Annotated in this window: 12 protein-coding genes; 6 read left to right on the plus strand and 6 right to left on the minus strand. The window is 36.3% G+C overall.

Going from position 1 to position 22156, the window contains the following annotated elements; all coding sequences use genetic code 11:
* Positions 1 to 164: 164 nt before the first annotated feature.
* The 4 genes from IEV85_RS23695 (at position 165) to IEV85_RS23710 (ending at position 4245) form a co-directional block, all read left to right on the plus strand.
* A complete protein-coding gene (locus IEV85_RS23695) occupies positions 165 to 1655 on the plus strand; it encodes an NACHT domain-containing protein (RefSeq protein WP_188467756.1) in 1491 nt (496 codons plus the stop codon).
* A gap of 189 nt (positions 1656 to 1844) precedes the next feature.
* The gene (locus tag IEV85_RS23700; protein WP_188467757.1) at positions 1845 to 2336 is read left to right on the plus strand and encodes a hypothetical protein; all 492 of its coding nucleotides are present in this window, start codon (positions 1845 to 1847) and stop codon (positions 2334 to 2336) included.
* Between the two features lie 182 nt (positions 2337 to 2518).
* The gene (locus IEV85_RS23705; RefSeq protein ID WP_188467758.1) at positions 2519 to 2758 is read left to right on the plus strand and encodes a hypothetical protein; all 240 of its coding nucleotides are present in this window, start codon (positions 2519 to 2521) and stop codon (positions 2756 to 2758) included.
* Between the two features lie 152 nt (positions 2759 to 2910).
* Positions 2911 to 4245: a M48 family metalloprotease gene (locus IEV85_RS23710; protein WP_188467759.1), complete on the plus strand. Its 1335-nt coding sequence runs from the start codon at positions 2911 to 2913 to the stop codon at positions 4243 to 4245.
* A gap of 510 nt (positions 4246 to 4755) precedes the next feature.
* Here IEV85_RS23710 and IEV85_RS23715 read toward each other — a convergent pair.
* The 6 genes from IEV85_RS23715 to IEV85_RS23740 all read right to left on the minus strand — a co-directional run bounded on the left by IEV85_RS23715 (position 4756) and on the right by IEV85_RS23740 (position 18352).
* The gene (locus IEV85_RS23715; RefSeq protein ID WP_188467760.1) at positions 4756 to 7053 is read right to left on the minus strand and encodes a glycoside hydrolase family 3 N-terminal domain-containing protein; all 2298 of its coding nucleotides are present in this window, start codon (positions 7051 to 7053) and stop codon (positions 4756 to 4758) included.
* Between the two features lie 995 nt (positions 7054 to 8048).
* Entirely contained in the window at positions 8049 to 9473 is a 1425-nt protein-coding gene (locus IEV85_RS23720; protein WP_188467761.1) for a glycoside hydrolase family 30 protein, read from the minus strand.
* A 27-nt stretch (positions 9474 to 9500) separates the two neighbouring features.
* On the minus strand, positions 9501 to 12272 hold the full coding sequence (locus IEV85_RS23725; protein ID WP_188467762.1) for a carbohydrate-binding protein: 2772 nt from the start codon (positions 12270 to 12272) through the stop codon (positions 9501 to 9503).
* 90 nt (positions 12273 to 12362) lie between these two features.
* The gene (locus tag IEV85_RS23730) at positions 12363 to 13649 is read right to left on the minus strand and encodes a PKD domain-containing protein (protein ID WP_188467763.1); all 1287 of its coding nucleotides are present in this window, start codon (positions 13647 to 13649) and stop codon (positions 12363 to 12365) included.
* Positions 13650 to 13667: 18 nt separating this feature from the next.
* The gene (locus tag IEV85_RS23735; protein WP_188467764.1) at positions 13668 to 15197 is read right to left on the minus strand and encodes a RagB/SusD family nutrient uptake outer membrane protein; all 1530 of its coding nucleotides are present in this window, start codon (positions 15195 to 15197) and stop codon (positions 13668 to 13670) included.
* A gap of 41 nt (positions 15198 to 15238) precedes the next feature.
* Positions 15239 to 18352: a SusC/RagA family TonB-linked outer membrane protein gene (locus IEV85_RS23740; protein WP_188467765.1), complete on the minus strand. Its 3114-nt coding sequence runs from the start codon at positions 18350 to 18352 to the stop codon at positions 15239 to 15241.
* A gap of 293 nt (positions 18353 to 18645) precedes the next feature.
* Between IEV85_RS23740 and IEV85_RS23745 the strand changes: the two genes are divergently transcribed.
* Entirely contained in the window at positions 18646 to 21582 is a 2937-nt protein-coding gene (locus tag IEV85_RS23745; RefSeq protein WP_188467766.1) for a triple tyrosine motif-containing protein, read from the plus strand.
* A gap of 49 nt (positions 21583 to 21631) precedes the next feature.
* Positions 21632 to 22129 carry a GreA/GreB family elongation factor gene (locus tag IEV85_RS23750; RefSeq protein ID WP_188467767.1) on the plus strand — a complete coding sequence of 166 codons (498 nt, stop codon included), beginning with the start codon at positions 21632 to 21634 and terminating at the stop codon, positions 22127 to 22129.
* Positions 22130 to 22156 lie beyond the last annotated feature (27 nt).

Here is a 22156-nt window from a genome sequence, read left to right on the forward strand (position 1 = left end):
TTAAGCTGATTTTCAGCTATTCGCCAATTAAATTACCCCCATGATGTTTCAGGCTACTTTTTAATTGGAAACTTATCCACACAACATGAAAAATTATTTTATTTTAGCACCTGAGTAGTTACAAATTAGTAAATGAAAATATTGATTCTGAATTAGTTTTAGAATTGATAAGAAGAGGTGATTTTATATTCTTTCTGGATGGATACGATGAGATTTCGGCAGATGACAAAAAATCGGTAACACAAGATGTACAAAGATTTATAAACAATTCAGGTGAGAACACTTTTATTTTGACTTCACGACCAGATGATTCTTTAGCCTCTTTTGGTAATTTTCAATCATTTTCAATTAATGCCCTAAGGGAAGATCAAGTTTATGAATTATTGAGTAAGTATGATGAAAATGGAGAACTATCAAAGTCTTTGATCACAAAACTGCAGGATCATTATTACGATAATCTTAGTGAATTTTTAGCTAATCCTCTTTTAGTATCTCTGCTATATACTGCATATGAATATAAGCATGTGATTCCAGTTAAAAAACATGTGTTTTATAGACAAGTTTACGATGCACTGTTTGAAGCGCATGACCTTAGCAAAGGTGATTATTATCAGAGAGATAAGTTCTCTAAACTTGGTATTGATGACTTTCATACTATATTAAGATACATTTCATTTTTTTGTCTTAAAAAAGATCAAATTGAATTTACAAAAGATGAAATAATTCGGATAATTGAAGACGCCAAAGAAAAATGTGAAACAATTAATTTCAAAAAATCAGAATTTCTTAAAGATTTAATTACAACTGTTCCTTTGTTCGTGAAAGAAGGCCTTTATTACAAATGGGCACACAAATCTTTATATGAATATTTTGTTGCACAATTTATTTATCAAGACACCGGTAATAAGAGAGCTCAGCTCCTCAAAACTTTAACAAAAACTAAGTATATCAATATTATTGATATTTATTCCAACATAGATTATAAATCCTTTAGAAATGAAATAATTGAAGCATGGATTATAGATTTTATAGATTTCTGCAATAAAGAACTCGAAATTTCTAGGGTTAATTCGGATTCTGTTATTCAAAGAAAGGAATTGACATATCAGCAGGATTATTTAATAATCCAATTTGATCCAGTAGAGGTAGAAAATGGTGTAGCTTTATCTCAATATCATACTTTATCTCAAAAATGCTTCGAAATAGTAGAAAAGAAATTCCCCTCTATAAAGAATGATGATGATGATATCCCTATTGAGGGTTATGGTATAGTTATTTCAAACAAAGTTATCAAAGATATTTCCTCTGTAAATTTCACTATATCTATGGATAATATAGGATTTGAACGTTCTATAAATGATTATATTCTTTCCGTTGCACATTCAAAAGGTGAAAAATTTGTACGTAAAACTAAATGGAAGAAAACATTGAATTTCAAGAAGTTTAATATTCCAAAAGAAACCCCATTTAAGGTAACTGATGAATCTGAATCTATACTAAATCAACCTGAAAATTATGATTTTGTAAATGAGATATTATCAGCGTATTATGATGACGATCTAGTATTTGATTACGTTGAATCAAAGCTTTTTATAGAAAGACAAAAAATGTTGAATTTAAATAATGCTGAATCTGACTTTTTATCTATAAAATAATTTAACAAGAATTAAAAATTCATTTAAAACCAACTTTATTGATAAATTTGCTGAAGAAAAAATCATCTTCTTTGGTAGCTAGTAGCAAAAACTATAATGATAGCTAATTAATACAAAAATTAATATTTTAATATGCGAATTCTTATCTTCCTAATTTTAATTTCAACTTTTTCATGTTCTAAAAAGCAGATGGTAACGGAATCATTTGAACACCAATTATTAAGTTTGGAATACCCTAAGAATTGGAAGAAATCTGACGAAGATATGATTTTGGCTATCTCTAAATTTACAAAAATGACAGCTGTGGCAGAAGAAGAAAACCCTAGCTTAGTAATTGTAGCTGATGATTCTACAAGTCTACTAGCATATGGTGTAACTAGCTTTGAGGATTTTTTAATTGGCTTTAAGCAAACACAATTGAGTAAGAGTCATATTGAATTAGTAGAAGATTTTACCACAATTAACATCAATGGATCAGAAATAAATTTAATTAAGTATAAAGTTAAAAATCAAGGTCATTCCCTACTTCAATCACAATACTCCTTCAGAAGTTTAAATCATTATGTATGTTTAATAACGACTCAGAACTTTGGTAAACATAACGATGAATTGCAAACAATTCTGAGCACATTGAAAATACCCAAACAAGAATCTATACAAAAATTATTTGAACAGGAATAAAATGTATTTATTACTTTAAGAATTTAATTGACCTTTAATTATAGTTAAAGAAGTTAAACTATAATTAACAGAGAAATTCAAAGTATATGGATAAAACCTAATGAATGAAATTACTTTAAATAGGTTTCCTTGGAGGCTTTATCCTTCACTTTTCTAAAGTGTTGAAGAAAGATGGCAAATAAATGATAAATCGCAATGAAGCAGAAAACTTTGATGGTGAAGGTTATTCATTGATAGGTCTTGAATCTGAAGAAGTTAAAAAAATTGAGAAAAATAATGACCGTTTCAAAACGACTTCTATAGTCTGCATTTACAACTCATCGAAAAAAACACAGCACCCTCTCAAGTATTGCGGGTTTTCAAAAATAAAACATTTCTATTTAATCAACCAGTTCAAAGGTATTACTCAAATCAGCTACTGATAATTCAATTCTCCGGCTTCAGTGATGGTTTTTCTAGTCCCAAAATATTATTCAGATAAACTTCATACACAGCTCCTTATAAGCATGGTATTTTTCTAATATATGGCATAATAATTGCACACTATTCTAATTTAAACCTTATTTCGGAACCAATGAATAAGCCTTTACAATTATCCCTAATTCTACTCCTTGTTTCTTTCCAAACATTTGCTCAGGTAAAAGTGGAAGGTATTGTCAGTAAAAATATCTCAGGTTATAATAAAGGTGATACAATAGAATTATTAGGGATGAGAACTAATAATCTTGAAACTCAATTGTTGATTGCTACACCCACTGGTACTACGAGGTTTGTAAATTCAAGCAAAATTGAAATACTGGATAATGATTTGGGTTATTGGCAACTTGCATGGTTTAAATATAGAGCTGCAGACATTAATAAAACAGGTTGGAATAATTCAGAAAGGGCGATTTTAAGTGAAGAAGCTGATGAATATTTTCAAAATGCATATCAAAACAATATCATACTCGAGAATGAATTATTGTATGATTACATCTATCAAATCATTTTAGAAATTCATCCTCAAGCTTTAAATAAAGGGTTTGAATCCTATATTAAGCTTGTAATTATAAAATCTATAGAAAAAGAAAGTTTCGTTTTTGACAATGGCATGATCGTGCTCACCACCGGGCTTTTGGCTCAACTGGATTCAAAAGCTGAACTAGTAAAAATCCTGACAAACAAAGTAGCTCATATTGTAATGGAGCATAATCTTGTAAACCTGAAACAAGAAATTAAGGCTGAGAGGAGCGCCAGGGCATGGAGCACTATTGCAGCTGGTGTTACAGCAGTGGCAGGTACATACAACAGCATAGAAAATGACACTTATTTTGATCCCAGCCTTGTGGAAAGTGCAGGTATAGCTGCTTATTTTATTTCTAAATCCATTATGGAATCGGCCGGAGCCAGGTACAATATGCAACAGAATATGGAAGCCATAAAAATTACTGATGAGTTTGTAAGAGAGCACCAGGATATAAGCACAAGAAATGAAGAGCAATTTTTTTCCTATATAGCACCAGTAATCAGTTTAACTTCCTGGCAGGCCTACCACATGAAAAATTATAGACTTAGCCTTGAATTGGCGAAAAAGCTGCAACAAAATCAATTGGCGAGGGAGGACGACTACTTACTGCTTTCTAAACTTTCCAGAGCTACTTCAAATTCGGAAGAAGCCAATATAAATGCATTAAACTACCTTGCAATCGCACAAGAAATGTGTGATGGTCAGTTAATTGATCTTGATAAAGAAGCAGCAATTCTTTACTTAAGGTTAAATGATAAGGAAAACGCGAGGAGAGCCTTAAATAACTATAAAAATGGATTATTGAGGTTAAGTGAAGACGGGGCTAGCATAAGCCAGGAACTTAATGCTATTGACCAAATGCTTAACTATCATAATATGGCTCTTGAAAACGAAGGCGAATAGTATCACATTTCACTTTACAATTTTAAAGATGGTTTGTAGATGAAAATGCTATGTTGGGAATGATTGGTGTATTTTAGATAATATCTTTTATTCTTTTGACTATTATACAACAAGATTTGATTACCTAAGCCGAAGCCATTACTATATTTCGTCAATAACACCCCTGCAGTCCCCTCAAGGGGACATCCACACGGATTGAAGTCATCAGAATGCATTGAGCTACATCAACGTTTTCCAATGTATTTCAATCTACTTATCTGACTTGAGGTTCGGTTGCGAAATTTCGATGATTTCCTTAAAATATCCACTCCTACAAACATTTATAAAAATAAAATCCGCAGCACTCTCTCAAGTACTGCGGTTTAATTATTATACAATATCTATAAAAATAAGTTTACTCTAAATTCTATTAATTTGTTAATGAGATACCGGATAAATTAAGACTTCTTGAAAAGCTAAGTCTTAATTTTCCGGCATGACGACATTACTTATTAATCAAAAATTTCCTATTTAATCAACCAGTTCAAACCTCACAACCAAATCAGCTACAGATAACTCAAATTCTCCGGCTTCTGTGATGGCTTTTCCGGTGGCATCAAAGTATTTTAAGTCGTCAGTTGTTAAATCAAAAGTCACTGTTTTACTTTCTCCCGGTGCAAGGTTGATTTTTTCAAATCTTCTTAGGCGTTTTACGTCCGGAGTAATGCCAGTGGCATATAAATCGCTGCTAAATAAGTGAACTACCTCTTTTCCTGCTCTATCTCCGGTGTTTTGCACGTCCACGCTTACTTTAATCGTCTCCCCTTTTGTGAAAGCCTTTTTAGCCAACTTTAAGTTTTTGTAGTCAAAAGTAGTGTAGCTTAAACCTTCACCAAATATAAATTGTGGGTTGTAATCTGCTTCATAATTGTACACGCCTTCTGCTTTTTTCTGTTCTTCAGAAGGTTTGTGGATATAAGAAATAGTCGCATTAGGGTAGCGAGGGTATGTATAAGGTAATTTACCGCTCGGGTTTACATCTCCAAAAAGGATGTCGGCCAATGCATCGCCTCCAAAGTTACCCGGCAGGTAAGTCTGCACTATGGCATCCATCTCCTGCTCAAATTTGCTGATGATACGCGGTCGGCCTTCATTTAAAATCAACACAACAGGTTTTCCGGTTGCGGCTAATCTCTTGGCTAATTCAGTCTGATTATCAGATAAATACAAATCATTTAAATCGCCCGGCTTTTCAGTATAGGTGTTCTCCCCTACGCACAATAAAATTACATCCGCATTAGCAGCCATCTTTACCGCTTCTTCCAAACCATCCAATTGGTCTTCATAATAATGACCATCCATTTTGTAGCTCACGCCCGGCTGATAGAATACATTCTTCTCTCCTATTTCCTTTTGCACTGCTTCCAAAATGGTATTGTACTGACCTGCAAATTCTTCCGTCTTCTCTCCTTGCCATGAATAAGTCCAGGCACCGTTTAAAGTCCTCATAGAATTAGCATTTGGGCCGGTTACCAATACTTTAGTGTTTTTCGCCAAAGGCAGAATATTCTCTGTATTTTTCAATAGCGTGATAGATTCCGCTGCCATGTCATAAGCAGCTTTTTCAAACTCTTTGCTGCCAAATTTAGGATAGTCTTTATAGTGTGTATTAGGCTTTTCGAAAAGATTCAAAGCCATCTTTACTTTTAAAACTCTTCTCACCGCATCATCAATACGCTCCATCTTCACTTTTCCTTCCTTCACCAATTCCACTAAACCTTCGCAAAATGGCTCATACTGGTAAGGAATCATTGACATATCGATTCCGGCATTGATTGCTAACCGGATTGCTTCTTTATTGCTTGACGCTACTCTATCCCGTCTGTGTAGATTTTCAATATCAGCCCAGTCAGTTACTACTAAACCTTCAAAGCCTAATTCTTCTTTTAAGAGCTTAGTCAGTAATTCATAATTAGCATGCACCGGAATGCCGTTAATGATTCCTGAGTTGATCATAATAGTATGCGCTCCGGCTTCAATAGCTGCCTTAAAAGCAGGCAAATGATATTCTCTCAATGCATCCGGAGAGATATAAGCTGGTGTTCTGTCTTTACCGGAAACTGTGGCATGGTAACCTAAAAAGTGCTTTAAGCTGGAAGCCACATGCGTGGGGTCTCCAATGTTATTGTCTACTCCTTCATAGCCATCAATCATCTCTACCCCTAATTGTGTACTCAGGTAAGGATCTTCCCCAAAAGACTCCCACATCCTTGAAAAGCGTGGGTCAAGGCCTAAATCCAATACAGGAGAGAAATTCCAGGGGATATTGCTGGCACGGGTTTCATAAGCGGTAATTTCAGCACCTTTCCTTACTAAATCGCGGTTGCGGCTGGCAGCCTGACCAATTTGCTGCGGAAACATGGTAGCACCTACTGTATAAGTAGCTCCATGGATTTCATCCACACCATAGATAATAGGTATGCCCAGACGAGTTTCTTTCATTGCCATCGTTTGAATCTGGCTGATGATTTCATACCATTTTTCACGAGACAGTGCCCGGTTGTTCGCGGTGTTCAACACAGAACCGATATTGTATTTCACTAAAGCGCGTCTTAGTGAGTCGGCATCCAGTGCTAAAGGTTCATCACTGGCAAAGCGTGTTTGTCCCTTTCCTACTACATCCAGGGTAATTTGTGCCATTTGGCCCACTTTTTCTTCAAGCGTCATTTGCTTGAGGAGTTTTTCTATTTTCTTGTCCTGCGACTGGCCTTTTACCATGCAAATACTTGCTATAAAAAGGCTTATTATGAGTCCTATTCTAAAGTTCATTTGTTTTAATTGTGTTGTTTGTTTTGTTTGTTGTTAATTGAAATTTGTATTAATATTTTACTACCATGGTCTGTGGCTCACAGATCATGTTTTTAATCTACTTTATTTCAAAATCCCCCTACCCCCTTTTTCTAAGGGGGAGGAATCTCGTACCTCTTAACATTTTTCCTTTACTTTCAAATCTTCTTATAAATAATAAAGGATCGTCTACGCTATTCCCTTCTATTCAATAAAAATCCTGTACCGATTAATCAGTAAGAAAGATGGTCTCTCAGCTGAAGGGGGATCAGGATGAGTTGAGAGTTCAGCTTTGTCTTTTTAGTCGCTACCATGGTCTGTGGCTCACAGACCACGTTTTCATTATTTTAATCTCCTTTAATTTCAAAAATCCCCCTACCCCCTTTTTCTAAGAGGGAGAAACCTCGTACCTCTTACCATTTATCCTTTACTTTCAAATCTTCTTATAAATAATAAATGATCGTCTACACTATTCCCTTCTCTTCAGTAAAAATCCTGTTCTGACTAATCAGTAAGAAAGATGGTCTCTCAGCTGTTGGGTGATCAGGATGAGTTGAGAGTCCAGCTTTGTCTTTTTAGTCACTACCATGGTCTGTGAGTCACAGACCACGTTTTTAATCTACTTTATTTCAAAAATCCCCCTGCCCCCTTTTTCTAAGGGGGAGGAATCTCGTACCTCTTAACATTTTTCCTTTACTTTCAAATCTTCTTATAAATAATAAATGATCGTCTACACTATTCCCTTCTCTTCAAAAAAAAGAGAAAGATGGTCCACCAGCTGGCGGATCGGGCTGTGTGTGCTAAAATACTTTTTATTTTAAGTGTTTCACTTTAATTATTAAAATCCCCCATACCCCCTTTACAAAGGGGGAGAGATTCTGCCCTAATTATCACCTTTCTTTAAATTTCAAGTTTTGAAAGAATGAATAAGTTTCTTCCAAGGTCTGTGAGCCACAGACCTTGGAACCAAATGAAATTCACATCACAAAAGTGGCCACCTCACCTGCTTGCAAGCTACTCTGAATCATTTCTTTAGCTAAAGAGATATTAAATTGTTTACTTTCTTTTCCATCATTTAAGACAATTACTACTATGCTGCCATCGATATTTTGAAAGGCTACGTTAGGCAACTGCTCCGGTAGATTCGAAGCTATTCGCCTGGCTCCCGGTCTCACATATTTAGAAGCCTGTGCAATAATGTAGTAAGCAGGGTTTCTGGTCACCTTGTTGCCTTCAATGGTTATAGCACCCAGGCAACGATCGCAACCGCCTCTGTCAGTATGTGGTTTCTCATTTTCATCTGCTGCCAAATTCCACTCCAACACTGTTTTGCACCAGTTTCTGGTGGCACCAATGATAAGCTCACGCGTGTGCCATTGAAGGTTTTCAGGAAAATCTCCAGGTGCCCCTATCCATTGCTCCGTGAAATACAGGTTTTTATCAGGATGTGCTGCATGCACCTCTGAAAGTGCTTCAATTTCACCACCGTACAAATGAAAGGCTGAGCCATCAATGTATTTGTTGGCTTCAGGGTCATCCAAAATGCTGATTGGATAATCCGGCCTGTCCGCATTATGATCATAAATAATAATTTTGGTGGCTAATCCCTCCTTTTCAAAAGCCGGCCCCAGGTGATTTTTGATGAATTCTGCCTGCGCCTCAGCAGGCATTAACAAACTTGGGTTGTTTCCAGGATGCAAAGGCTCATTTTGTACCGTAAGTGCATCAATGGTAATACCTTCATTATCCATCTCCTGAATATATTTCACTAAATAATTAGCATAAACAGGGTAATTCTCTTCCAATAAACTTCCACCACGTGTATCGTTATTGTCCTTCATCCAAACGGGTGGCGACCAGGGAGATGCCATCAATTTCAGATCAGGATAAATACCCAATATTTCCTTTAATACTGGAATCAGGTATTTTTTATCATAGCCCAGATCGAATTGGTCTAGATTAGGATCTGATTCCCCCTCTTTCAGATCGTGATAAGAAAAAACATGCTCATCCAAATCAGAAGCTCCTAAGCTTAATCGCAAATAACTTACACCAATTCCTTTTTCAGCACTGAATAATTCTTCCAGTATTTGCTTTCTGGACTCCGTATCCATTTGGGCCAGGTGCATAGCACTTCCTCCGGTTAAGGTAAAGCCAAAGCCATCCATTTCCTGAAAAGTGCTATCTGGCTTAATTGTTATTATTGGTAAACTTTCAGAAATTTTATCGCTGAATGGAACTTGCTCTTCATTAATTTTCTTCGTTTCATTAGCTGTTGTGCGCATCACCAATACGTCTCTCTTTTGTTCTTCCTCTTTCTCTGCTTTACCGGGTTGGCAGGCAGAAAAAAAGGAAGCCGCTACTGAAAGACACAGGCAAGCTTTTGATGCTAAATTTCTCATTTATAATATATATGTTACGCTGGGGATTTATTTAACAAGTATTTTCTGAACAGTTCGGTATTGAGAAGTAGTGATAGTTACCAGGTATAAACCAGGATTTAACTGATGGTTTACCACTAATTTATCCTCTCCTTCCTTAGGGTTTAATTTAATCAAACTCTTACCATCCATGGTTTGTATATTGATGCTTTGCGCCCTTTCACTCCCTTTAAATTTAATAGTAAAGGCAGATTTTGATGGATTTGGATAGATAGTCACTAAATCATCAGAAAAAGGTTTTTGATTGGCTGTTGGCTCTGGCTCTGGCTCTTCTGTTTCTTTGGTTAACGAGAACCAGTTAACATTGAAAAGCTGATCTTTTGCCTGCAGTCGGAATTTATGTAACCCTTTTTCCAATACCGCATTGGAACCCAGTTCACTTTTCCAGTTTTGCCAGCCCCCTGTAGCAGAAAACTCTACGGTACTAAGAGATTTTTCATTGCCTGAATCCTCAATTAGTTTCAGCTCCAATGCTCCTCCATTATCCTGGGAAGCCACTCTATACCTAACCGAATAAATGCCGGATTCTTCAACATCGACCATAAAATCCACATAATCTCCATTATCAGTATAAGATAAATTCATACCACCTCCATTATCCTCTGATTCTTCGATTTCAAACCCATTGTTTAAAATAAAACTTTCCGCTTGAATTCTTCCCGGAATAATGTGTGGTACAACTCCGTTTTCCAATTCAACCTTTACTAACTCATCAGAGAAACTTTCCAACACCACACCCGATTGAGTAGTAATTTCTGATCCAGAATAACTAACCATCACTGTGTCATGATAAAATATTTGTTCATCCAAAGTTAGTAGCACCACCCTGGGGTTTTCAGTGGTGTGAGCCACCGAATTTACCGTTGCTTCCACCCCATTGATGGTAACTGAAAAATCAGGATTTTCGGGGAAAGCATTAAAGGCCTGATTAAAGATTAGTTTAACCTCTTTTTTTTTATGAGTCGCTTTCTTTTCTATAGGTTTAGGTTGTTCGGTAGAAGCTTCCGGTCCTTCCAATTGAAAATAATTCAAGTTAAACCCTCCTTTTTCAAAAAACAGCTTAAGCTTTTGCTTTCCTTCCTTTAAATAAACGTCCTTTACTGTAGTGGTTTCAAACAACTGATAATCAGTAGTATTAGGCAATTCTATATTATCTGTAGCTGCCACATCATCAATCAGCACTTTAATTCTTCCACTTGTGCCTGTTGAAGCTGTTCTTAAATGGAGCTGGTAATTCCCTTCTTCTTCTACGTTAATAGTGAAGAGTAACCATTCGCCATCTTCTATCCAGCCAACATTATATCCGTTACCCGGCTCATCTTCAGTGGCTTCAATATCTACTCCATCATTTCTGTAACTGTAACCACTATTCCAGGTTGCACCACCTGCTTCACCAGAAGTATTTGAAGATACATTATCATGATAGGCATATCCTTCTTTTCCAAGATCGTAATTTACTGCAAAGACTATGTTTTCACCTTCAGGCGTAATCCGATTGGAAGTAAAAGGAATAGTCTCATTTGTATGAGGTTGTCTGATTTTAGCATCTACTACATCTTTATGGTAGATGTTATTTTCCAACTTTAAATCCTCAGCCATTTGCATCAAAGCTTCATAAGCTTCAGGTTCTGAAGGTTTTGTACCTCCGTTCCAGTAGTTTAAAATAGCCTCGTAACCATCATTTCTCTTAATTTCGAGAGGATTGTTACCTCCCAGTTTTTTAAGAGGCCACCAGCACCAGCCCATTTTATTCTCTTCAAAAAGTGTGATGGCATTAGTAAACCATGTATTGGAGTTTTCTCCTGTTTCCCCAAGCCAAATAGGCACATTGCGTTGTGAACGCATATCTAACATACCCTGGATAACACCTTGGGTATTAGGATTCCAATATTTGTGATAGCTGATAGCCATATTATCATCCCATAAAGTAGGAAGCCCGCTATAATTATTACCCCAGCAATTGCCTTCAATTATTACCAGGTGATTTTCATCTACTTCCCTGATGGCTTCAGTAATTTTTTTCTGTAATTCCCATAGCGGTGTATTTTCAGATTCAGCACAACCATTTGGGTCTGCATCGTGGTTCTGAAATCCCCAGTTGGGTTCATTTATAATATCATAACCTGCTACCATAGGCTCATCTTTGTACCTATCGGCTAGTTTTCTCCATAGTGCAACCGCTTTCTCTTGGTTAGCTTCACTTTCCCATAAAGAAGGCTTGGAAGAATCATAATCACTGATGTCAGCATTTTCTCCCTGTCCGCCAGGTGCAGCATGTAAATCAAGAATTAGATACATATTATTGGCTTTACACCAATCCAGCAATGCATCTGTCATTTCAAAACCTTTATCAATCCAGGTAATTTGGCCTTCTACAGGTTCTTCTTCAATGGGAGGAGTGAAAAGCTTATAATGCATTGGTAGCCTTACAAGGTTATATCCCCATGCAGCCATTGAATCAATATCAATTTTACGCACATGATTCGCTAACCATGCATCATAAAACTCCTCTTTTTTTTCAGTTCCAATCAGTTCTGTAATTCTTGCTTCAATCTCATGCTGAGGCCCGTAGGTCCCAAGCATATAGCCTTCCTGAAGCATCCAACCGCCCAGTCCGATTCCTCTAAAAATGATTTCATTTCCGTTTTGATCAGTTATTTGAGTCCCTGTTGCTTTAAGGAAATTTTGAGCAGATGATTTGAAAGCATTTCCTGTACATAAGGCCAGGAGTATTATCAATATTTTTAGTTTATTATTCATATCATTTCTTTTTATGTTACTTGTTACATAGAAATGCAAAAGCACTGACAGGAAAATTCCTGCCAGTACTTGTACTAAACTAAACAACAATTAATTCATTTCTACTAATTCTACATTGTCGATAGTAACTCCTTCAGCCGCGAGATTTCCATCCCAGCTACCCACTTTTATTACTACGTAAACAGTTCCTGACTCAGCAAAAGAAATTGTATTACCAACATATATTCTACCAGTTGAATAATCAGTTCCATCTTCAGGTGCTGTTGTAGAAACATAAAACTCTTGCCATGAAGAGGTAGACCCCGGATCATTCACATCAGCTTTCATTTTATAGATTTGTCCGGCTTCTACTTCTACAGCCTGCCAAACACCTATATTAGTCTGCACTGATGTTGTACCATTAGTAAACTTCATCACACCATCCGTAAATTCAAGCGTGGTTAAAGTGGCTCCCATATTAGCAATATTCCATGCAGCAGGAGTTTCCATATCACTTCCTTCCAAAATATTATCGCCTTCTGTTAATCTTTCCTGAGCAACAAACTCAATATTGTCAATGGTAACTCCACCATCTCCCAGGTAACCATCCCAGCTGCCTACTTTTATTACTATGTAATAGGTGCCATCTTCAGCGATATTCACTTTTCCATCGCCCAGACAGGAAATGTCAGATAAAGCACTTTCAAAAGCGGTACTTCCACAACCTGTCCAGGTATGTAAACCGGTAAAGGCAGTACCTGAAGGATCAGAACCTTCCTCAGGGGCTTCATCTAATAAGATGACTTCCACCCAGGAGTTAGTCATTCCTGCACCTTTCATATCAGCATCGAATACATAAGCTCTTCCACCTTTAAGTTCAACAGCTTGCCAAATTGCTACACCTCCCTGAGAAGGGTTTCCATTGGTAATAGTTAAAGCACCATCAATAAATTCATAGTTGGTTTCTGCGGTGCCTGACACCGTAAAAGTCCATGCAGAATCTACCTCCATATTACCGGCATTAATAGCACTTGTACCTGTTACTGCATCATTCTTTACTTCTATATTTTGAGTAGTAGTGGAGTATCCTCCTTCACTCACAACGGTTAAAGTAATGGTATAAGCTCCCTTATTCTCAAAGAAAGCAGTATCAATCTGGGTTCCGGAGAAGGGTTCTTCACCATCTCCCAGGTCCCACTTGTAAATAAATGCAGATTCAGCTGTACTGCGCAATTGGTATGTATTTCTCATACCTTCTATGGCTTCTACCGTAAAAGCAGCTTCAGCTTTTTGACCTAATGATAGATCTTCATCTTCAGGGGTGCAGGCAAATCCAATTAGTAACAGCCCCAGCACTCCTAAACTTTTAATTTTTGATTTTATATCTAAAGTTTTCATATCAATTTAATTAAATAATTAATAAGCAGGATCTTGAACTAAAGAAGTGTTAGTTAATTCCCTGAGAGGAATAGGTAACTTATCATGCTTACCTTCTACATATCCTTTATCTTTTAAAGCTGTTGCAGCTAGTCCTGTCCTAACCAGATCAAACCATCTATGACCTTCTCCGGCAAGCTCCAGTCTTCTTTCATTCATGATATTTTCGAAAGTAGCTGGTACAGGGTCAAGACCTACTCTATCTCTAACAGCATCTAAAAGTTGTTGAGCTCTTGTGGTATTAATCCCACCTCTTACCAATGCTTCAGCTTCTAACAAATAAATATCAGCTAAGCGCATTTCATAATTATTTTGAGGAAAGTTCAATTCTGTTGCTCCACCTCCTGAAGTAACATCTTCTGTACGCCCGATAAACTTCTTAAGAAAATATCCTGTATTTTTATAGCTAGGCTCATAAGTAACCACTCCTGCCTGTTGCAAGCTATCCACATTAGAAATTGTAGTAGAATAACGTGGATCAAACTGTCCTCCTCCTAGCTGAAATGCATCTACTAAACCTTCAGTTACAACAAAACATCCATATCCTGAAACGAAGCTAGGTGCACCAGCCGATGTATTACTAATATTATATCCTCTTGGCCCTGCCATGATATTGATGATATTTCCTTCAGTACATGGCATACAATCCCATACACCATTTGCTAAAGCACTATGAGATACTTCGAAAATAGATTCACTATTGAATTCATTATCAGTCCTAAACAAATCAGCATAGTTTTCAAGTAATGAATAACCGAAAGGACTTGTAGCTCCTGGTGTTCCATTCACTTTTTCAAACTGCTCAGCTGCCAATGTATAGTCTTCAAGCTCCAAATAAACTTTCCCCAGCAAAGAAATTGCTGCTCCCTTTGTAGCTCTTCCTCCTTCAACACTTACATTAACTTGATCAGGTAAATTGGGAATTGCTTCCAAAAGGTCTTCTTCTATTTGTTTGAATACAGCTTCCCGGGTATCTTGCTCTACTTCAAACATTTGATCCGGAATAACAGGCTCTGTTATTAAGGGAATGCTATAAAACAATCGAATAAGATCAAAATAATAAAATGCTCTCAGGAACTTTGCTTCGGCAACATATCTGCTTTTAATAGCTTCACTTACTTCAGCACCTTCAATTTTTACTAATAAAGTATTCACTCTATAGATACCTGAATAACCTTTATTCCATAAAGAACTCTGCGGACCCGTTTCTGCAGTTAAGTTATAGCTTGAAACTGCCTGCAAAGAAGGCACATCTGTGGAACTACCACCCCCTGCATATACATCATCAGAAGCAGCATTAAGTGCTGTTAATTTAGTTACAAAATCACCTGATAACCAGCCAATAGGATCGTATGATGCTACAAGAGCTGCATACATTTCTTCTTCGGTTTGGTAATAATTAGACTCTAAGGTATTTGCAATTGGATCTACTTCCAGAAATTCCTCTGAACAACCACTTATGAATATAAGCGACAAGCTTAAAAGACAATATTTTATATAGTTTTTCATTTTGCTTATTATTTTTCTTTAATTAAATAGTATTAGGGAATTTAAAATGTCAGGCTTAAGCCTCCCATGATAGATCTTGCCTGTGGGTAAATTCCGCGATCGATACTAAATACTCCACCCCCTATTTCAGGATCAAAACCAGTATATTTTGTAAATGTGATGAGATTTTCAGCCATTACATATACTCTAAGCTTATTGATACCTGCAACTGAAATGATTGACTCAGGAAGTGTATATCCTAATTGAATATTCTTAATTCTGAAATAATCACCATCTTCAAGGTAGAATTCCGATGGTCTTCTAAAGTTTCCATTAGGGTCAACATCATCCAATCTTGCATAATCATTTGAAGTTCCTGGTCCTGTCCATCTGCCGAGTGCTGCACGCTGATAATTGCTTCCTGTAATATCCAATCTTCTTAACCCTTGAAAAATCTGATTACCTGCCACACCTTGACCAAATATGGTTAAATCGAAATTTTTGTAAGTAGCTGAAACTGTTAAGCCATAAGACCAATCAGGTACCGGGCTACCAATAAAGTCACGATCATCTACATTTATTTCACCATTATCATCTAAGTCCTCCCAAATAAAATCCCCTGGAACTGCATCAGGCTGAATCACCTTACCTTCTGAGTTTACATGATTGTTAACATCTTCCTGCGTTTGAAAAACTCCCAGAATTTTATAGCCATAAAATGAATTAATAGGCTGTCCAACAGCAGTTCTTGTAATAGGCTGCGTACTAGCCTGGAAATTCTGTCCACCATCTAAAAATTCACGGCCATCACCCAGGAAGGTAACTTTATTTTGAAGATAGGAAACATTACCATTTACAGAGAAAGTAAAATCTCCAATCTCCTGGTTATATCCCAATTCAAGTTCGAATCCTGTATTTTCCATATCACCAATATTTTGAGCAGGGTTATTTACTGCACCCACATAGCCTGGTATATCCGGACTTTGAAGAATTCCATTTGTCACCTTTTTATACCAATCGAAATTCACTTTAAGTCTTTGAAGCATTGTAGCCTCAAATCCTATGTTAGTTTGACTGGTCTCTTCCCATTTTAAGTTGGGATTAGGTAGTGAGTTTGGACTATATCCTAAACCGTAACTATCCGAAGAAGATCCGAATGAATAATTTCTTCCACCACCAATAGTTGAAACAAAGTTGAGTTTACCTATCTGATCGTTACCTACCACACCATAACCACCACGTATTTTTAAGAAATTGACAACTTTATTGGATGGCCAGAAGTCTTCATCTGAAGCAACCCAGCCAATTGAAGCTGATGGAAAATATCCATATCTAAAATTTGAACCAAAATTGCTGGAACCATCTCTTCTCATTACAGCAGTAAGCAAATATTTTTCTTTGAAATTATAGTTCAACCTTGTAAACAGGGAAGAGACTTTATGAGGAACATTTTCATATCCTCCAGGATCAGTATCTTTAGCTGTATAACTCCATCCTAATGAGGCCTCATCAAAGTTATCAGCAGGAATTCCAAATGCAGTAACACTTACTCCAACTGCCGCATCATCCTTGTAAGCACCCTGCCCCACTAAAATACTAAAATCATGCTCCCCTATTTTTTTAGTATAAGAAATAGTGTTTTCCAAGTTCCAATCAGTTTTCCTATTGGTATTTCTGTTAAATGATGTCCTATTATTTTTTGTAGCTGCATTAAGGAAGAAAACTGGTGTATAAGACTCCCCTCCCCAATAAGATTGTTTAATACCTATGGTAGAACGAATTTTCAAACCTTTAATAGGCTCAGCTTCCAAGAAAGCATTTCCAACGATATTATTACTCCATCCATAATTGCCTAATCTGGTTTGAATATAGGCTAGTGGATTACTCATCTCCTGTTGAACATAGGGAGAAATAGCATAATACTGTCCATTAGGAGCCACTACAGCACCTAAAGAATCAACAGTAAATGGAGCCCTGTTTAGTACTTCCGGGTCAGTTTCATAAATAGGTGTAATAGGATCTAAGTTTATAGCTGAACTTAATGGCCCGCCATATTCACTATTAGTATTACCTAACCCGACACTTTTTTCACGGGAATAACCCAGGTTTTGACCAAAAGTAATCCAGTCATTAATTTTATGAGTAGAGTTAAGACGGACATTGTACCTTTCATAATTTGAAATATCACTTGCTACAATTCCTTCCTGACTTAAATAGCCAAAAGAGGTATAGAAAGTAGAGACTTCATTTCCACCACTTATGCTCACCTCATGATTTTGACGTATAGCATTATCATTAAAGATAACATCCTGCCAATCTGTGCCGGCACCAAGTGATGAAGGGTCAGGGAAAATTACTCCATTTCCAGCAGCTATAGAAGACTCATTTCTAAGTGTAGCATATTCAGTAGCATTTAATAGATCAAGCTTTCTGGCGGGGGCTGAGCTTCCATAGTAACCATTGTAATTTACGGTTATTTTGCCGCTCTTACCACTTTTTGTAGTAACTAAAATTACACCGGCAGCAGCACGGGCTCCATAAATAGCTTGCGATGCAGCATCCTTTAATACTTCAATTGATTCGATGTCATTCTGATTCAGATAACCTATTCCGCCATTGTCTACAACTACACCATCTACTATCCAAAGAGGGTCGTTGTTATTTAAAGTAGTAATACCTCTTACTCTAATAGTAGCACCTTCACCAGGTTGACCTGAATTTGAAGCTATGGTCAGGCCTGAGGTTCTTCCCTGTAGTGCCTGGCCTATATTATTAATAGGCAAAGTCTCAAGGTCTTCTGACGATACACTTGAAATAGCTCCAGTCACTACTTTCTTCTTCTGTGTACCGTAACCTACTACCACTACTTCCTGAAGTGTTTCAATATCATACTCTAAAGCTACTTCAATAGAAGTCCGGTTTCCTACCTGAATTTCCTTGTTAAGATAGCCTATAAATGATAGTACCAATACATCTTCAGGGCTCACTTGTAATTTAAATTCCCCATTTAAATCTGTAGTTGTTCCCCTGTCAGTTCCTTTTACCAGTATATTAACACCGGGTAAAATATCTGAGGTTTCTGAGTCTACTACTTTTCCTGATAAGGTGACAGATTGTGCTGAAACCCAATGAGAAAAACATAGCAGACATACAATTAAGTAAAGCTTTGTTCTCATTATTTTAATTTAGGTTTAATTATAATTAGTTTAATTCAACTCAATAGCAATCGTTTGCAATTGAAGTCATAAACCTAGATTAACTAAATATGAACTCAAAAAAGCATCTTACACTTCGATTACACCAACAAACTTAACTATTACTTCATTACTACGTCAAAATTTATACTGATCTCTTAATCAGTTAATTATAAAATGCTTATTTTTGTGATATTAATAATTATATGGGGGCTAGAGATTGATTTAAACCAATATAATCACTAGGTTAACATATTATTTAGAATATTCACTATATGAATAAAGTCTCTTTATTATCATTTTTTATAACAATTGTTTGCATTAGTAGCTCATTAGCTCAACAGCAGCGAAAATCTTTTGAAAGTGCTGACTTAAAAGGCCTGCCACAGGTAGTACATTATACCCGAACGGATTTCAACGCAGATCCACAATTTTGGGCAGTTTGCGAAGACAATGATGGTGTATTGTATTTCGGAAACAATGATGGGGCTATAATATTTGATGGTGAGCAATGGCAAAAGGTCGCGTTACCTAACAATTCATCAATCAGATGCCTTGTTTCTGATTCTGCAGGTAATGTTTATGCAGGTGGTTTTAGTGAGTTTGGGTTAATTAAAAGAAATGCAACGGGTAGGTATTACTATAAATCTTTACTGGACTCATTGAAATTTAGAGACGATAAGGTCGAAAATTTATGGCAGGTAAATGTGGTGAAAGAAAATATTATCTATCGGAGTTTTTCAAAGCTTATCGTAATTAACGGAAATAAAATAGCAAAACTTCCTGCCAATAATAATTTCATACAATCCTTTCAAATAGGAGATCAGTATTTTGTTCAGGATCAAAATCATGGTATTTTCAGGCTTGATCTCGAAAACATGAAGTTCATCCCCTTTTTTAGCGAAAAGCAACTTCAGGGACAATTTATTATTTCTTTTTTACCTACTGATAATAAAAATAAGGTGTTTGGAGTATCTTCCTCAGGTAAAATCTTCAGCCTTGACTTACAAAAAAAAGAAGCTTTATTGCATGAGGTTTTATTTGAACCTTCTGAAGTAAATAAAATTGTTTGTGCTATGGTAGCTAATGAAAACAGCTATTATTTAGGTACAATAAGTAGTGGCATTATTACCTTAAGCAAAAATGGAACAATATTAGAAGATGAGAAGGCTTTTGAAGATCTTCAGGATCAAAGTGTTCTCAATTTATACGAAACAAAACAGGGTAACATATGGGTATTATTAAATAATGGCCTGGACTGTATAACTTTTAACTCTCCTGTTACTACTATCTTTGAAGGGGCTTCTCTTTATGATGTTCATATTGAGGGAAAAGAAGCTTACCTGGCTACTAATCAAGGTATCTTCTATACATCGGCAATAGATAAGCAAAAGCCCATATTCGAGAAACTGAAAGGTCTGGAAGGTCAGGGATGGAGCTTGCAAAAAATAAAAGGTGATATTTTAATAGGTCATGATAAGGGTTTATACCAAATTAATAATAGAGAGAGTCATAAAATTGGAAATGTAAGTGGAATTTGGAAAGTGATTCCTGTCTCGCAATCTGATTCACTTTTTCTGGCGGCCAGCTATGGAGGACTATTTGTACTCAGCAAATCAAATGGAGAATGGCAAATGGAGAGAAAGATTGAAGGTTTTGATGAATCGACCAGGGATATTTTAGAAAGTGATACTCCGGGCTCCTTTTGGGTTTGCCATGGTTATAAAGGAGTGTTTAGAATAAGAATTGATGATGATTTTAAAAAAATCACCTCAGTAGAACATTTTACTACCCAAAATGGATTTGCTTTTCCTTACAGCATTAATGTTTTTGAGTGGAATGATCAGACGGTTTTTACGACTAACCAGGGCATTTATACATATGAGAAAGAAGAAAATAAGTTTATCCCTTTTGAGCCATTGAACCAAATATTAGATACAACTAAGAACACCCGAAAAATATTGCAACATCAGGATAAAACCTGGTTTGTATTGGATGATGAAGTCGGATACTTCACAACATCTGACAGAGAGGTAGAAACAGGTTACTTTCTACAATTTAAGGGAGCATTTAACAGAGGTATGGAATATATTCAGCCATTAGCCAAAGAAAAAGTGCTTTTAGGCACTAAAACAGGTCTGTATCTTTTTGACCTTAATTATACTAATCAAAATAAGAAGGCAAATACCTTAATTACGAGTGCAAAATATATTACAATGGATGAAGAAAGCTGGCTTCCATTAGATCCTGAACACCCAATAGAGTTACCCAATAGTACCTATTCCTTAAGGCTTGATTTTGCTGCACCAAAAATGCAAAACGATGCAGATATTCAGTATGCTTACAAATTAGATAATGTGGACAAAGATTGGTCGGCCTGGCAACTTGCCTCCTACAAGGAATATTCGCATCTACGTCCGGGAAAGTATGAATTTTTAGTTAAAAGCAGGAGTTTGCTTGGCAATAAAGGAGACTTAGCAAGCATTCATTTTGAAATCCTTCCTCTTTGGTATCAAACAAAATGGATGAAATTGCTTTATTTTATTTTGGCAGTACTCATTATCGTACTAACTATTAAGCTTGTAAAACAAAAAATTACCAAAGAAAACCTTAAAGCAAGAAAAGAGCAGGAAAGGGCTACCAAATTGCTTGAACTGGAGTTAACCCAAATGAAACTACAGGCCGAAAAGGATAAAATTAATAAAGACAAATTACTCTTACAGGAGGATGTGATTTATAAAAGTAAAGAACTTGCTAATTACACCATGCTTCTGGTTAAGAAGAAGGATATTTTTGCTGAAATAAGAGAAGATATCATTGAGTTAAGAGGACTGGTTCGAAATGATAGTTCACGTAAAATGATTCAGAAAATGTTCGGAAAGTTAAATCAGCATGTGATTGGGGAAGAATATCTTCATGTGTTTGAAACCAATTTCGAACAGGTTCATAAGGATTTTTTTAAAAATTTAAAGGATAAGTTTCCAGAATTGACTCAACGTGAATTGAGGCTGTGTGCATTTATAAAAATGAATTTAACCAATAAGGAAATATCTCCCCTGCTTAATATATCCGTTCGAGGTGTGGAAACCGCGAGGTATAGAATAAGAAAAAAAATGAATTTGGAGCATGAAAGCAATTTCTCCGAATTCCTGGAATCAATAGTGGCTTCAGAAAGAACTAATGAGGATTTGCATCTAACCAAAGATGCATGAAGAATTCAATATAAGTTAACAGATAGTGCTTTATTTCGTATGATTTATAATGAGCAGAGCATTTGTTAAAGAAGAAGATCAGGAGGAAGCTCCATTTATACCACCCAGAGCACCTTTACCCGCTGGAGTTACAAATTATGTAACCGCGAAAGGAATGGCAGATTTATATGAAGAAAAAGAGGAGCTTGAAAAGTTGAGAGAAAGGGCATCAACAATTGATAATACTAATGAAAAAAGAAGAACAATTACAGAAATAAACGGACGTTTAAGTCTGTTAGAGGAGCGTATTAATTCCGCCAGAATGATTGATATTGATGAGCAGCCCAGGAATGAAGTGCGATTTGGAGCGAAAGTTGAGCTCACCAATGATGGAAATAGTCAGGAGTTTCAACTTGTTGGAGTGGACGAAGCAGATGTTAATAAAACAAAAATAGCATTTACCGCCCCCATTGCCAGGGCCATCACCGGCAAAAAGATCAATGAGGTTGTGGAACTCAAATTAGGAAATAAGCTGAGACAGCTAAAAATTTTAGGCATTTCGTATTAAAAACACTCTCTATTCTTGATGAATAAG

Origin of the sequence: Marivirga lumbricoides (assembly GCF_014636295.1) — a bacterium.
GTDB classification, from domain to species: Bacteria; Bacteroidota; Bacteroidia; order Cytophagales; family Cyclobacteriaceae; genus Marivirga; species Marivirga lumbricoides.

Bases quoted from the DNA above. Each gene is read 5' to 3' on its own strand.
- IEV85_RS23700 (WP_188467757.1), top strand. From the start codon at position 1,845: ATGGTAACGGAATCATTTGAACACCAATTATTAAGTTTGGAATACCCT.
- IEV85_RS23705 (WP_188467758.1), top strand. From the start codon at position 2,519: ATGATAAATCGCAATGAAGCAGAAAACTTTGATGGTGAAGGTTATTCA.
- IEV85_RS23710 (WP_188467759.1), top strand. From the start codon at position 2,911: ATGAATAAGCCTTTACAATTATCCCTAATTCTACTCCTTGTTTCTTTC.
- IEV85_RS23715 (WP_188467760.1), bottom strand. From the start codon at position 7,053: ATGAACTTTAGAATAGGACTCATAATAAGCCTTTTTATAGCAAGTATT.
- IEV85_RS23720 (WP_188467761.1), bottom strand. From the start codon at position 9,473: ATGAGAAATTTAGCATCAAAAGCTTGCCTGTGTCTTTCAGTAGCGGCT.
- IEV85_RS23725 (WP_188467762.1), bottom strand. From the start codon at position 12,272: ATGAATAATAAACTAAAAATATTGATAATACTCCTGGCCTTATGTACA.
- IEV85_RS23730 (WP_188467763.1), bottom strand. From the start codon at position 13,649: ATGAAAACTTTAGATATAAAATCAAAAATTAAAAGTTTAGGAGTGCTG.
- IEV85_RS23735 (WP_188467764.1), bottom strand. From the start codon at position 15,197: ATGAAAAACTATATAAAATATTGTCTTTTAAGCTTGTCGCTTATATTC.
- IEV85_RS23740 (WP_188467765.1), bottom strand. From the start codon at position 18,352: ATGAGAACAAAGCTTTACTTAATTGTATGTCTGCTATGTTTTTCTCAT.
- IEV85_RS23745 (WP_188467766.1), top strand. From the start codon at position 18,646: ATGAATAAAGTCTCTTTATTATCATTTTTTATAACAATTGTTTGCATT.
- IEV85_RS23750 (WP_188467767.1), top strand. From the start codon at position 21,632: ATGAGCAGAGCATTTGTTAAAGAAGAAGATCAGGAGGAAGCTCCATTT.